This window comes from Pseudomonas sp. NCCP-436 (assembly GCF_019656335.1).
Classification (GTDB): Bacteria; Pseudomonadota; Gammaproteobacteria; order Pseudomonadales; family Pseudomonadaceae; genus Aquipseudomonas.
On record NZ_BPLZ01000005.1, the window covers coordinates 1 to 13,006 of the forward strand.

11 protein-coding genes and 1 pseudogene are annotated in these 13,006 nt (G+C 61.9%); 5 read left to right on the plus strand and 7 right to left on the minus strand.

The genetic code is table 11. From position 1 onward, the window contains the following. Positions 1 to 255: 255 nt before the first annotated feature. Both NCCP436_RS07205 and pqqF read right to left on the minus strand, forming a co-directional pair. A complete protein-coding gene (locus NCCP436_RS07205) occupies positions 256 to 1,440 on the minus strand; it encodes a porin (protein WP_220803312.1) in 1,185 nt (394 codons plus the stop codon). Between the two features lie 305 nt (positions 1,441 to 1,745). Beyond that, positions 1,746 to 4,097, minus strand: a complete 2,352-nt coding sequence (gene pqqF / locus NCCP436_RS07210; RefSeq protein WP_220803313.1) for a pyrroloquinoline quinone biosynthesis protein PqqF — start codon at positions 4,095 to 4,097, stop codon at positions 1,746 to 1,748. A 144-nt stretch (positions 4,098 to 4,241) separates the two neighbouring features. Here pqqF and NCCP436_RS07215 point away from each other — a divergent pair, with 144 nt between their 5' ends. Continuing rightward, positions 4,242 to 4,778: a DinB family protein gene (locus NCCP436_RS07215; protein WP_220803314.1), complete on the plus strand. Its 537-nt coding sequence runs from the start codon at positions 4,242 to 4,244 to the stop codon at positions 4,776 to 4,778. A 56-nt stretch (positions 4,779 to 4,834) separates the two neighbouring features. Here NCCP436_RS07215 and NCCP436_RS07220 read toward each other — a convergent pair whose 3' ends face one another. The 4 genes from NCCP436_RS07220 to NCCP436_RS07235 all read right to left on the minus strand — a co-directional run bounded on the left by NCCP436_RS07220 (position 4,835) and on the right by NCCP436_RS07235 (position 8,657). After that, positions 4,835 to 5,542, minus strand: coding sequence for a type 1 glutamine amidotransferase (locus NCCP436_RS07220; RefSeq protein WP_220803315.1), 708 nt, complete (start codon positions 5,540 to 5,542; stop codon positions 4,835 to 4,837). A 96-nt stretch (positions 5,543 to 5,638) separates the two neighbouring features. After that, complete coding sequence (locus NCCP436_RS07225; protein ID WP_220803316.1) at positions 5,639 to 5,983, minus strand: ribonuclease E inhibitor RraB; 345 nt, start codon at positions 5,981 to 5,983, stop codon at positions 5,639 to 5,641. A 285-nt stretch (positions 5,984 to 6,268) separates the two neighbouring features. After that, a complete protein-coding gene (locus tag NCCP436_RS07230) occupies positions 6,269 to 7,198 on the minus strand; it encodes an alpha/beta hydrolase (RefSeq protein WP_220803317.1) in 930 nt (309 codons plus the stop codon). Then, complete coding sequence (locus NCCP436_RS07235; RefSeq protein ID WP_220803318.1) at positions 7,182 to 8,657, minus strand: NAD(P)/FAD-dependent oxidoreductase; 1,476 nt, start codon at positions 8,655 to 8,657, stop codon at positions 7,182 to 7,184. The genes NCCP436_RS07230 and NCCP436_RS07235 overlap by 17 nt, the downstream gene beginning before the upstream one ends. 102 nt (positions 8,658 to 8,759) lie before the next feature. Here NCCP436_RS07235 and NCCP436_RS07240 point away from each other — a divergent pair, with 102 nt between their 5' ends. From NCCP436_RS07240 to NCCP436_RS07250, 3 genes are all read left to right on the plus strand, one after another. Next, positions 8,760 to 9,800: an AraC family transcriptional regulator gene (locus tag NCCP436_RS07240; RefSeq protein ID WP_220803319.1), complete on the plus strand. Its 1,041-nt coding sequence runs from the start codon at positions 8,760 to 8,762 to the stop codon at positions 9,798 to 9,800. Between the two features lie 90 nt (positions 9,801 to 9,890). After that, complete coding sequence (locus NCCP436_RS07245; protein WP_220803320.1) at positions 9,891 to 10,769, plus strand: DNA-3-methyladenine glycosylase; 879 nt, start codon at positions 9,891 to 9,893, stop codon at positions 10,767 to 10,769. Positions 10,770 to 10,773: 4 nt separating this feature from the next. Further along, positions 10,774 to 11,268 (plus strand): methylated-DNA--[protein]-cysteine S-methyltransferase, encoded by a 495-nt coding sequence (locus NCCP436_RS07250; protein ID WP_220803321.1) that lies wholly within the window; start codon positions 10,774 to 10,776, stop codon positions 11,266 to 11,268. A 32-nt stretch (positions 11,269 to 11,300) separates the two neighbouring features. On the opposite strand, the pseudogene NCCP436_RS07255 reads toward NCCP436_RS07250, so the two are convergent. Next, a pseudogene (locus NCCP436_RS07255) lies at positions 11,301 to 12,095 on the minus strand (UDP-2,3-diacylglucosamine diphosphatase); the annotation flags it as partial. Between the two features lie 132 nt (positions 12,096 to 12,227). On the opposite strand from NCCP436_RS07255, the gene NCCP436_RS07260 reads away from it, so the two are divergent. Continuing rightward, on the plus strand, positions 12,228 to 12,974 hold the full coding sequence (locus NCCP436_RS07260; protein ID WP_220803323.1) for an AraC family transcriptional regulator: 747 nt from the start codon (positions 12,228 to 12,230) through the stop codon (positions 12,972 to 12,974). Positions 12,975 to 13,006 lie beyond the last annotated feature (32 nt).

The window sequence follows — 13,006 nt, forward strand, 5'->3', positions numbered from 1 at the left end:
AGCGGCAACATCAGGAACTGGGTGCTGGCACCAATCGTGTGCCTGAACCCGGAGCGGGAAGCGGTACTGCAGCAAACATCAAAGGCAGCGTGATACGCTCACGCGACAACTACCTTGAAAATCGCCGCTCAACGCAAGCACCAGCAGGTATATCTGCGCGTGCTCGCTCCAGATACCGATCATGCTGTCTCTCCTTTTTCATCCATAAAAAACGGGAGGCCATTGCTGGACTCCCGTTGTCTGCCCTGAGCCGGATTACCAGCTGAGCACTGCACCCACGGCAAAGGTATCGGTATCTTCGTTCAGACCACTGCCTTCGGCGGCGTCAATCTCGTACTGGTTGTACTCAGCCACCAGCTTGAGGTTGTCATTGATCGTCCGGAAGTAGGCAATGCCACGGGTTTCGTAATCGGCGGCCACACCCAGACCGTTGCCATCATCCTCGGTCTTGCCGTAGGACAACGCCACGCGGTTCTTGCCCCAGGAGTAGGATCCCTGCAGCAGGTAGCCATCGCTGTCGATGTCGCGCAGGGTCGGCTCGCCCAGGTTGTTGGTGAAGAAGGGGTTGATGCCCTTGGCCTGGAAGCCCGATGCAGTCAGCGACAGACCACCCATCTTGGCCTGTACACCGTAACCCACGCCCTTGGAGGTAATGGTGTCGACGCTGTCGTCGGTGTTCTCGGAGGTCTGGTAGGCACCGTTGATCCAGGTGTAGATGGTCGAACCGCCGAGGTCGAACTGGTAGCTGATCTCCGACTCGAAGCGCGGATTCTCCTGATAGGCTTTGCCAACGGCGCTGTCATCGTTGGTGTCGACCGGATCCATGATACCGACAGCGACACGCAGGCCCTCGGCCAGGTTGTTGTTGCGGTAGGTAATCTGCGAGGTCGGGAACGGGTACGGGTAGCCGGTGCCGATGTTGCCGAAGGACACGCCGTTGCCGTCGACCAGACCAAGGGTATCGGAAACGTTGCCGTAACCGGCCAGCAGCTCATCGAGGAAGATGTTGGAACGGGCGAACAGACCGAAGTCCTTACCGATCAACACCTCGCCCCACTCGGGATTGGAGACGGTGCCGTAGAACTGGCGCACGTCGATGGCGGTGTCGGTGCCGTTGGATTCGCCGTCATTGATGGTGACCCAGAACGAGGCGCGGCCACTCAGTTTGAGGTCATCGATCTGCTTGCCGAAGTTGAAGCCGATCCAGTTGGGCAGAAAGCCCATCTTCACCCGCGACTGACGGCGGTCGAACTGATCGCCCTCACGATCCACGTCGCTGTTGACGTAAAAGGCGTTGATGTAACCGTCGGTGGAGAAGGTAGTACCGTCCTGATCATACAGCATGATTTCTGCCGAGGCCTGCTGCGCGCATGCCAGCGCGACTGCGGCAGCAAGGGTCAGTGGCAAAAACCGGGTGTTGGCGATCTTGTTGTTCTTCATAACGCTCTCCGCTTGAGTGGCGACCGCCAGGGCAGTCGGGTCGGAGGCGATTATCGAAACCGAGGGAGAACGGCCATACGCTGCCTTGGCAGCAAATTGCTAGCACTTTGGCGCAGGTGATCTGGGCCACTTCCAGTGGCTTGCAACGGGCCTGCCACCGGTAGCAGGCGGAAGGTCTTAGTACCGGATAGATCCTTAGACGTAGAATGCCGCACGCGGCGGCCATGAGTTGCGAACAACCCTGGCGTTTAGCTAATGACAGAAAAGGGTAAGGGCAGCGTCAGGCGTGCCGGAGGGGCGTCAGCCTAGCAGGAGGAACCACTGGCCAGCACACGCCAGTCCTCACCGGCCAGTAGATGGCCAAGAGCTGCGCATACATCATGCGCTGTAAGCTCGTCCAATGCCTGACGCACCTCTTGCAGATGCGACTCGGGCAAACCGGCCAGGTGCAACCACCACAACTGCTCTGCCCGCGTAGGATTGCTGCGCGCCGGTTCCAGAGCCTGGCGCAAGGCAACGCGATATTCCTCCAGCGAGGCCTCCGACAACTCTGCCAGCGACGCCTGCTGTGCCTCGAGAAAACGCTGTAGATGGGCAAAGATTCCGGCCGCGTCGGTATGCGGTGACTGAAGGGCGAACAACAATCCACGCTGCCCCTGCACCTGACGAAAACCTGCCGTCAGTGCGTAGCCCAGCTGCAACTCGCCCCGCAACCGTTGGTAAAATCGCTTCTGCAGCCACTGGCCAAGCAGTCGCCAGCTCGCCTCAGCAGCTGCACGGGTAGCTGCCAGCGGGCAGAACAGCACCACGGCCGCATCACTACCCGGTTGCTGTATCTGCTGCCAGAGTAGGCCGGAGCGCCTCGCCGGAGGGGGCGGATCGAGCAGTGGCAGAACGCGCTCGAAGCTCAGAGCCAGTTGCGCTTGCTGGGCGGCACCCAACCCCACACTCAAGCCCTGGAGTCCCTGAGCGGTCGGTGTTTCACACAGCTGCGGCAAACGCTGCAACAGCGTTCGCAACAGCAGGCCATGGCTAAGCGCTGATTCGTCTGGCAATTGCCCCCCAGCCAGCAGCACAGCCAAGATCCGCTCGCTGAATGCCGGCAGCAGTTCAGCTGCGCCGTGCAAGGCCAGCGTCCAGCCCGCAGTCTGCACCTCCAACCGGCTGGCGATACCCTGACGCTCACCCCATTGGCACAGATCGGCGATACGCTCCCGCAAACCTGCCTCGATCTTCTGCAAATCATCCGCCGATTCCAGCGGTGCCCGCCAATACATGGCAGCCGGGCCACCCCAGGCAGTGCCCGGAACCTGCCGCAAGCGAACCGCTGGCAGTCGATGCGGCTGAGGCAGATACCCTACCGCAGACGCCGGCAGGCGCAGCGGCGCAACCGCCACACCAGGCAGCATGCTCAGCGGCAGTGCCAGCCCTCTGGCCGGCCAGCGCGGCTGCTCCTCGGGGGTACAGACCAGCTCTATCAGCCCCTCGCCAGTGGCCATCTGTTCCAGGAGTGCCAACAGCGTCTCCAGTGTTTCCTGTGACTGCAATTGCGGCTCCAGCAATTGCCGGGCTACCTCCAGCGGAGTTGCCGCCAACTGCCGGCGAACGACACTGCTCTCCCACTCACGCAACCGCAGGCGCCACCACGATGGCCGACGCACCAGCTGCATCCAGCCCAGAAACGCCGCCCGCAGATCCGCCGCCTGTTGCGGCCGGCTGCCAATGCAGTCCAGACGTAGCAGGCACTCTCCGGCATAGGCATATAGCACCCGACCCCGTAGCCGTTGTCCCAACTGCAACTGACGCAGCCTGGCCACCAGGCCATCTCCAGCGCTGTCCTGCAGAGCATCCAGCAGGATTGCCAAGGCCGGCTGCAATTCGCCTTGCGGCAGGCTCAGGGCCAACCCAAGGCAAATACCCGGGCCAGGATGCTGCAAACGAAGCCGGTTTGTCTGCAATGGCAGCAGAGACGCCGGCCTGGCTCGGAGGACCACGTCATCGCCGGCAGCAAAATCGCCGAAATGCCTCTGCGCCAGCTCCAGCAGTTGCTGCACCGACTGTGGCCCGACCAGGGCCAGACTCATCTGTCGCCCCTGATAATGGCGCTGGTGATAAGTCCGCAATGCCTGTTGAAAGGCCTCAGACTCCAATGGCAGGCTGCTGCGCTCGCCCGCCAGGAATTCGGCACAACGCTGCCCGGGGGCCAGTGCCTGAGCCAGTGCATGGTCGATGCGGACATCGCTATCCTGACTGCGCGCCTGGTATTCGGCCTGTAGTACTTCCCGCTCACGTTGCTGCGCCTGCAACTCCAGCAGCGGCTGACCGAGCATGTCCTGCAAATGCTGCAATGCCGGCCCCAACTGCGCCGCCGGCAGCTCGCAGACAAAATCGGTATATCGTGCCCGGGTGGAGGCGTTGACCTGCCCGCCCTGATGCTGCACGAATGCCATTAGCCCCTGTCCGGCTGGATAGCGCCTGCTGCCGAGAAACAGCAGATGTTCGAGGAAATGCGCCAACCCCGGATATTCTTCCGGCTCGTCATGGCTACCGGCCGCTACCCGCAGACACAGCCCCGCCTGCTCAATCCAGGGCTGCTGCTGCAGGTGAAGCTGCACGCCGTTGGCCATCCGACAACGGAGGGAGGTAAGCGAGGACATCGAGGGTTCTCCGGGCATCCTGCCTGCGAGCATGGTTGTCATGCCAGCGACTGACAATGCTACTTTGGCTGCCGAAATCACCACTTTCGTCGTAAATTGGCGCTATAGAGCCCTCACCAGCATGCTTCGGCCAAGGAGTGACAGATGCAGAGAATCGAACATATCCGCCTGCTGGCTCGCTACAACTCCTGGATGAACGAGCGTCTCTACGCCGCTGCTGCCAGCCTGTCCGACGAAGCCCTGAGCGCCGAAAGGGGCGCCTTCTTCGGCTCGCTCCTCGGCACACTCAACCATCTGGTGGTAGCCGACCTGATCTGGCTAAAGCGCTATACCGCCCTGCCCGTTCGCTATCAGGCACTTCAGCCGCTGGTTGACCTGGAAAGGCCGCAACGACTGGACCAGCCAATGGCAGCGGACATTCGCGGACTGGGGCAGCTACGCCGGCGACTGGACAACTGCATTGAGGCACTGGCGCAGGAACTGTGCGAAGAAGAACTGGACCAGCAACTGCATTACCGCAACATGAAGGGCGTGGAGGCAAAGAAAAACTTCTTCGCCCTGTTGATGCACCTGTTCAACCACCAGACACACCATCGCGGCCAGGCCACCACCCTGCTGTCGCAGAGCGGTACGGAGGTCGGCGTCACTGACCTGCTGGCCCTTATCGAAGATATCGACTAGTTCCTTGTACGAAAACTGCGCTCGATGACTTTTCGTACAGCGCCTGACTCCTGGCTTCAAAGGCCAGCCAGCGTCAGCCAGTGCTCGTAGAAGCCTTCGGCAACCCGATTGAGTTCCTTGACGCGAGCCGGCAGATTGTCACGCATTTCATTGATGCTCTGCTGGCTGGGCTGGCCGGAATCAAGCAGGTGCGCCCAGTCGTCAAGCCAGGCTTCAACCAGCTCCACGGTCATTTCCGGATGGCCTTGCAACGCCAATACCCTGTCACCCCAGGCAAAACCCTGATGGTCGCACCAGCGGCTGCTCATCAACGGCTGAGCTCCCTCGGGTAGGCTGAAGGTATCGCCATGCCACTGGAAGATGCTGAAGGTTTCGGGCAGGTGCGCCAGCCAGGGGCTGTCGGCAGCCTCAACCTGCCGTTGCATCTGCTGCCAGCCAGCTTCGGTGTAACCCATTGCCCGAACATCGGCTCCCAGTGCCCGGGCCAGCAACTGACCGCCAAGACAATGACCGATGATCGGCACCTGCCGGGCAATCAAACACTGCAGAGCGGTTACTTCCTCGGCGATCCACGGCAGCGGATCGTTGACACTCATAGGCCCGCCCATCACGGCCACGGCTCGCGACTGCTCAAGGTCGTAATCACGAAGTTCACCCTGGTCAACACGCAGCACGTCGAAACTGCAGCCACGTGCCTGCAGCACCGTAGCCAGATGAGCGGGTGGACAATAATCGACATGGGTCAGAATCAGAACATCGGCCATAACTACCTCCGCCGCGCAGTCTGCGCGAGGAGGGGCTACAAGTCGAGCCATACATCCCCCCATCGACCGGGCAACCGGCCGATGGGGTCTGGTTCCTCATGGGGCAGCCGAGGCATTCAGCTCCTGTGTAACGCCCCAACCATCCATCCGGCCACCCAGAGGAATCACAATGGATTCCAGGTCATGCTCGAAAGCTCCGATACCTGCCTGGGTGGCATACATCACCTTGCTGATCTGCAAGTGCCAGGCTCCACCTTCACCCGGTGATACCTCGGCCTTGAGTGACTCGCCGCGAAAGTTTCTGGCTGCCATGCGGGCCCGCTCCTCGTCGGGAAAAATGGCGTAGAACTCGATGGGGTGGAATCGGGCGAAGTCGAATCCCCCTTCCTTCATCCGACGCAGCACCTGGATGCTGGCGTCTTCGTGAAAGGCTGTGCTCATAAACGACCTCCTCTCAGGCTATGGATGGCTTGACCACTTCCCCATTGCAACCGCCCTGACGGGCAGTGTCGCGACTCCTGACGGAGCCGCCCCGAGAATCGAGCCTAGGCTCGATGTGTCTGCTTCTCTGCACAATAACGACTGCCCGGTAGAAACCGGGCTGAGAGCCGTCATCAACAGCGTAGACGCCTCACAGCCATCCGGCCTCAAGTAGAAAGTCTTTGTCACAAAAGTGCCGATGCAACGTTCCCGCACCAGCTCATGGATAGACCGGCAGAACAGCCCTCAGAGCCCCTGCCGACGCAGAAAGGCCGCTACCCTGGCTACAGCGTAATCCGCTACACGAAGCAAGCCGACATGAGCCTGAAACACGTGCCAAAGCCCCGGATAATGCTCCAACTGCACCTCGACACCAGAAGCACGGGCCTGCTCGGCCAAGCGCAGACTGTCGTTACGCAGCAGTTCGTCCTCGCCAACCTGGATCAGCATCGCCGGTAGCCCTTCGAGGTGGGCGAACAGTGGCGACAGGCCCGGGTCGTCACGCCGCAGATCTGTCGGGCAGTACAGAGCAGCGGCCTGCTCCAGCCAGCGGGGATGAAGCAGCGGATCACCTGCCGGCGGCTGATGTAGATGTTCGCCAGTCAGGTCGGTGACCGGCGAGAAGCACACCAGCGCCGCAGGTGCCGGCAGCCCCAGCTCCAGAATCCGCAGGCAACCGATCAAGGCGAGATTGCCGCCAGCCGAGTCACCGCCGATGGCTATCTGCTGGGCGCGATACCCCGACTCAAGCAGCTGTCGGTAGGCCGCCACCACGTCATCACGAGCGGCCGGAAAAGGATGTTCCGGAGCCAGCCGATAATCCAGCGCACATACCGCCAAAGCGCTCTCCTTAGCCAGACTGGCACAGAGACCGCGGTGCGTATCCGGCCCACCGATCATAAAGGCCCCGCCATGCAGGTAGAGCAACACGCCAGTACCAGCGTTGGCCGGCTTGTGCCACTGGCAGGGACGACCACCCAGTGTAGCGTTACGCCGTGCAACCCCACGTGGAGTCAGGGTCAGGGTGGTCAGCAGACGCAGGACGCGGCGCTGGCCGGCCACCGGCATCGGCGGCCTGACCAGCGTTCGGAAGCTCAGGCGCAAAATCCCGCGCAACAGCCTGCGCAGCAGCACCTGCCCGGCTAGCGGTGGGTTGAAGTCAGCGGACGCAGTCATAGTCGGCAAGCTCCGGTTGGCGGGTCATGTAGCGATAGCTGAAGGTGAAGCCCGGCCAGTTGTTGGTATGCCGGCCATCGGCGGTCTTGTACCAGCTATGGCAGCCTTGATCCCAGATGCTGCGCTGCACCGTCTGCTGTATACGGAGGTTGTAGCGACTCTGCACCTCCGGGCGCAAATCCAGATAGCGTAACTGCTGCTCACGCAATGCCCGCAGACATCCCAGCACGTAGGCGTACTGGCTTTCCAGCATGTAAAGGATGGAACTGTGCCCGAGGTTGGTGTTCGGCCCGTAGAGCAAAAACAGGTTGGGAAAACCACTGACGCTGATACCCTTGTAGGCCTCGGCACCGGCCTGCCAGGCCTGCTGCAACGACTTTCCATGCAGACCGAAGATCTGCATCGGCGCAAGGAACTCGGTGGCAGTAAAGCCGGTGGCGTAGATCAGCACATCGCACGGATGCTCGCGGCCATCGGCAGTGACCAGCGCCTGCTCACGCACCTCGCGGATGGGCGAGTCGACGATCTCCACATTGGACTGAGCCAGGGCCGGAAAGTAGTCGTTGCTGATCAGGATGCGCTTGCAGCCCATGGGGTAGTCCGGCTGCAACTGTGCCCGCTTCCCCTCATCGGGCATCTGCTGCTGCAAATGACGGACGAAGCTGCGGCGAAACAGTTTCATCAGCCAGGGAAAGTGAATAAAGGCCAGAGCGCGGACCTCATGATGAAGATACTGCAGCAGGCGGTCGACACGCTGAAGCAACGTCCAGCGCTGCTTGAGGGCGATTTCCCAGGCCCGGTAGGCACGATCCGGTTTGGCCAGCACATAAGCGGCCGAGCGCTGGAACAGGCAAAGCTGCGCCACCTTAGGCTGGATCTGCGGGACGAACTGGATTGCCGAGGCACCGGTGCCGATCACTGCCACACGCTTGCCGCTCAGATCCAGATCATGGCGCCAGCGCGCCGAATGGAAGGCATCGCCGCGAAACCTCTGTAGCCCCGGCAGTGCCGGGTAGGCTGGACGGTTGAGCTGACCGCAGGCACTGACCAGCGCCTGCGCCTCGATCAGTTCCCCGCCACGGAGCTCAACCTGCCAGATGCCGCGCCCTTCATTGAAGCGTGCGCTCTTCACCTCGCTGTGACAGCGGATATGCGGTCGCAAGCGGTATTTTTCGACACACTGCAGTATGTAGGCATGAATCTCTGCCTGTGGCGCGAACTTGCGCGTCCAGTCGTGCTTGGGCTCGAAGGAGAAGGAATACAGGTGCGAAGGTACGTCGCAGGCAGCGCCCGGATAACCATTGTCGCGCCAGGTTCCGCCCACTTCACCGGCTTTCTCCAACAACAGGAAGTCGTCCTCACCACGGCGCCGCAATTGCATGGCCAGGCCGATACCGGCGAACCCGCTGCCGATGATCAGCACACGCCAGGACGCGTTGGTGCGGGGGTTGTTGTGCATTGTGATATCCCCTCCCATCAATGACGATACGCCGATACTACTGTCCAGAAAGCCGGCGGGTTATGGCATAGTCGGCCAGTTATTGTGAATTTCGGACAAGCCATGCCGACACCCTGGCCACCGCGCCGCAGCATCCTTAGCGTCCAGTTGCTGACCCAACTTGGTATCGACCTTGGCCTAAGCCTGGAGCTCTGCCTGCGTGACAGCGGGCTGGGCCCTACGCAACTGACCCAGCCCAACGCGGAGATCGAAGCGGCCAGTGAGCTACAGCTGATTGCCAACCTGATCCAGGCACTCCCGGCCGTAACGGATCTCGGCCTGCAGGCCGGCCGGCGCTATCGGCTAACCACCTACGGTGCCTGGGGCTACGCCCTGCTCAACAGCGCCACGGTGCGCCAGGCCGCCGAGCTGGGCCTGCGCTACCACAGTCTGACCTACGCCTTCACCCGCCTCAGTCTGAGCGAAGCAATCGACGGCATCAGCCTGTATTTCGACGGCAGCGCTCTGCCGGCACCACTGCATGACTTTATCGTGCAGCGCGACATGCTCGCCGCCCTGCAGGTGGCCGGTGAACTGCTCGGCACGCCACGGCCATTGCTGACGCTGGAGATGTGCCAGGACACGCCGGCAGATCCGGCACCCTTCTGCGAGGCCTTCGGCCAGCTACCGCGCTTCGCCGCGCCGTGCAACCGCCTTATCTTCCCCCCCGAGATACTCGACCAGCCGCTACCACGGGCCAATTCGCAACTGGCCGAAGCCTGCGAAGCGCAATGCCGGGCGCTGCTGGTGCGCCGTCAATGGCAGCAGGGCCTGGCCGGCCGCGTACGCAAGTTGCTGCTGAACACCGCGGGGCCACAGGCCGGCATGGAGCAGATTGCCCGACAACTGAACCTGAGCAGTCGCACTCTGCGGCGTCGCCTGGAAGCCGAGGGCACCCGTTTCCGCACCTTGCAGGACGAGGTACGTCTGGCGCTGGCCGAGGAACTACTCGCCAGCAGCAGGCTGACCCTGGAAGAAATCGCCGAGCGCCTGGGTTATGGCGAGCTGTCCAACTTCATCCATGCCTTCAGACGCTGGAAAGGTGTCACACCCGGGCGCTACCAGCGCGAAATGGCGGATGCCGAATCGATGCAGACAATTTGAAAGTCATTTTCACGCTGACAGAGTGCTCTGCCCCAGGCTAGGGTCTGTGTCGAACCCTGACCTACCGTGAACTTTCCGGAAAAACCGCTGATGATCCGCTTCGAGCAGCGCCTGCCCTACCAGCCGCCATGGGAATGGCAGCAGTTCCGAAGTCATTTCGCCCTTCGTGCGGTGACCGGCCTCGAAGTCTTGGAAGCAGACTGCTACAGCCGCAGCTACAGCCTTGACGGCCATGCCGGCTGGCTGCGCGTGACACCGCTGCTCGACCAGAACGCATTGCAACTGCAGGCCCTGGTCGCTTCAACCTCACTGCAGGCAAAGCTGATCGAGCGGGTCAGGCGCATGTTCGACCTCGATAGCGATCCCATTGCCATTGCCCGGCACCTCGCCAAGGACGAGCTGCTGGCGCCATTGGTTCAGCGTAACCCCGGGCTGCGCCTACCGGTGGCATTCGATCCTTTCGAGCAGGCGGTACGCGCCATCATCGGCCAGCAGGTCACGGTCAAGGCTGCGGTTACTCTGACACGACGTCTGGTAGAACGCATCGGAGCGCCGCTGGAGGTAAAACCGGATACCATCGTCAGCCATCTGTTTCCGACCGCTCAGGCACTGGCGGAGGCGGATCTGGCTGGCATCGGCATGCCTGGCAAGCGTGTGCAGTGTCTGCAGCACTTCGCTGCGCGGATCGCCGACGGCAGCCTGAAGCTGAGCCTGGAAAACGGCAGCGACGCGCTGATCGAACGTCTCTGCGCTCTTCCCGGTATAGGCCCCTGGACTGCGCAGTACATCGCCCTGCGCGCCTTCGGCGAAGCCGATGCCTTCCCCGCCAGCGACCTGGGACTGCTCAAGGCGCCGGTGTGGGGCCCTGAAGGCATTGACGCTCGTCGTCTGCAAGCCCGCGCCGAAGCCTGGCGCCCCTGGCGGGCCTATGCCGCCGCCCATCTCTGGCAATTCCATACAGGAAATTGAGCCCATGCATTACCGCTATCACGACAGTCCCGTCGGCCCGCTGCTGCTGGCTGGCGACGAACAGGGCCTGCACCTGCTGCTGATGGAAGTGGACAGCCGTCCGTGGCGCATCGGCTCGGACTGGCAGCCAGCCAGAAGCGAGCTGGATATGGTGTGTCACCAGCTCGACGAATATTTTGCCGGCTCCAGGCGGCGTTTCGAGCTGCGTCTGGCGCTCTGCGGCACAGCTTTCCAGCAGCAAGTCTGGCAGGCTCTGCAGGCCATTCCCTACGGCCAAACCTGCAGTTATTCCGAGCTGGCCGATGCGATTGACCGCCCCCGCGCCGTGCGTGCGGTTGGTGCGGCCAACGGCGCCAACCCCATTTCCATCATCGTGCCCTGTCACCGAGTTATCGGACGCAACGGCACCCTCACCGGCTATGCCGGCGGCCTGGCACGCAAGCAACTGTTACTGAACCTCGAAGGGGTATTGCAGCCACAACAGGCAGCCTTGCTCTGATCAAAGCTCTCTGTCTGCGCCTCACTGGATGAGGCCGCAGGCTGGGCAGGATTCGCATCGCCGTCACTCTGCGCCCGATAGAGCTCGATGCGCCCATCAGAGTGTTCGATGAGGGCCGTACATGACTCCACCCAGTCGCCACAGTTCAGATACTCAATATTGCCCAAACGACGAATCTCGGCATGGTGGATATGGCCACAGACCACTCCCTGCAGAGATCGTCTCACGCATTCATGAGCAATGGCCTGCTCGAACTCACCGATGAAGCTAACGGCCCGCTTAACCCGGTGCTTCAAGTACGCCGACAACGACCAGTAGCCGTAACCCCAGCGGCGACGCCAGTAGTTGAGCCAGCGGTTGAGGGTCAGGGTAACGCCGTAGGCGGTGTCGCCGAGAAATGCCAGCCAGCGGTGATAACGGGTAATCACGTCGAACTGGTCGCCATGGATCACCCAGAGCCTGCGGCCATCGGCAGTCAGGTGAACCGCCTCATCTACCAGACGGATATTACCCAGCACCAGGCTGGAGTAACGTCGCAGGAACTCGTCGTGGTTGCCAGTGACATAGACCACTTCGGTGCCACGCTGGCTCATGCTCAGCAGACTGCGGATCACATTGGTATGACTCTGCGGCCAGTAGATTCCATTGCGCAGCTTCCAGCCGTCGATGATGTCACCGACCAAATAGATACACCCGGCATCGAAGCGCCCGAGAAACTCCTCCAGACGCTCGGCCTGACAGTCTCGGGTGCCCAGATGCACATCGGAAATCCACAGGGTGCGGACAGGCTGCCGGCTCAGTGCGCAGGCTGGCTGATGGTGGCTCATGGACGCCCTCCGTCTGTTTTTTCCCGAGCTTGCGGCCTCAGCGTGAAACCGGCATGACAGCGCAAGGACGTTTAGGTGACGCACAGCCACACGCACAGGCGTTACACTGACGTTCCTGTGAAGGAAAACACCATGTCCCAGATTCTCTCTCTGCGTCACTACAGCCACGAAGTACTCAGTCACAGCCATGAGCATGCGCAACTGGTGTTTGGGCTCAGCGGCGAGCTGCAGTTCGAAGTGGAAGGTCGGGGCAGCCGGGTACTGCGTCATCATCTGGCGGTGGTACCGTCCAGCTCCAGGCACACCTGCGGCAGCCCAGACGGCAGTCAGTGCCTGGTGCTGGATCTGCCATCGAGTGACTGGCTGAAGCAGCAGCTTGGCCACCATGCCGACAGCATTCAGCGGCTGCTGGAGCGCCCCGTCGCCCTGCTACTCGATCCGGCCCAGGGAAGGTTGCTCAACTGGCTGGCCGACAGCCCGATCAATGATCCGGTGATCGCCGCCCAGGGAGCCGCCCTGCTGCTCGGCAGCCTGGCTTGCAGCCACCCGGCAGCTACTGCACCGCGGCTGCCGCTGGCGGCAATTGATCAGTACATCGAGCGGCATGCAGCCCATCCACTGCAGGTACAGGATCTGGCTCGCCTGGCCGGCCTCTCGCCGGCACGCTTTCACGCCCGCTTTCTCGCCGAAACCGGCCGCACGCCCATGGAATACATTCGCCTGCATCGCCTGCTACTGGCCGAACAGCTGCTACGCGACAGCGAGCTGGCCATCGGCGAAATCGCCGCGCGTGTCGGCTACAGCTCGCAGAGTGCCTTTACCGCGGCACTCTCCCGGCACCTGGGCATGACCCCACGGCAGTTGCGTCGCGACCGCTAAGGTTCCCGAGAGTCTCGCGACAAAAGCTGCAC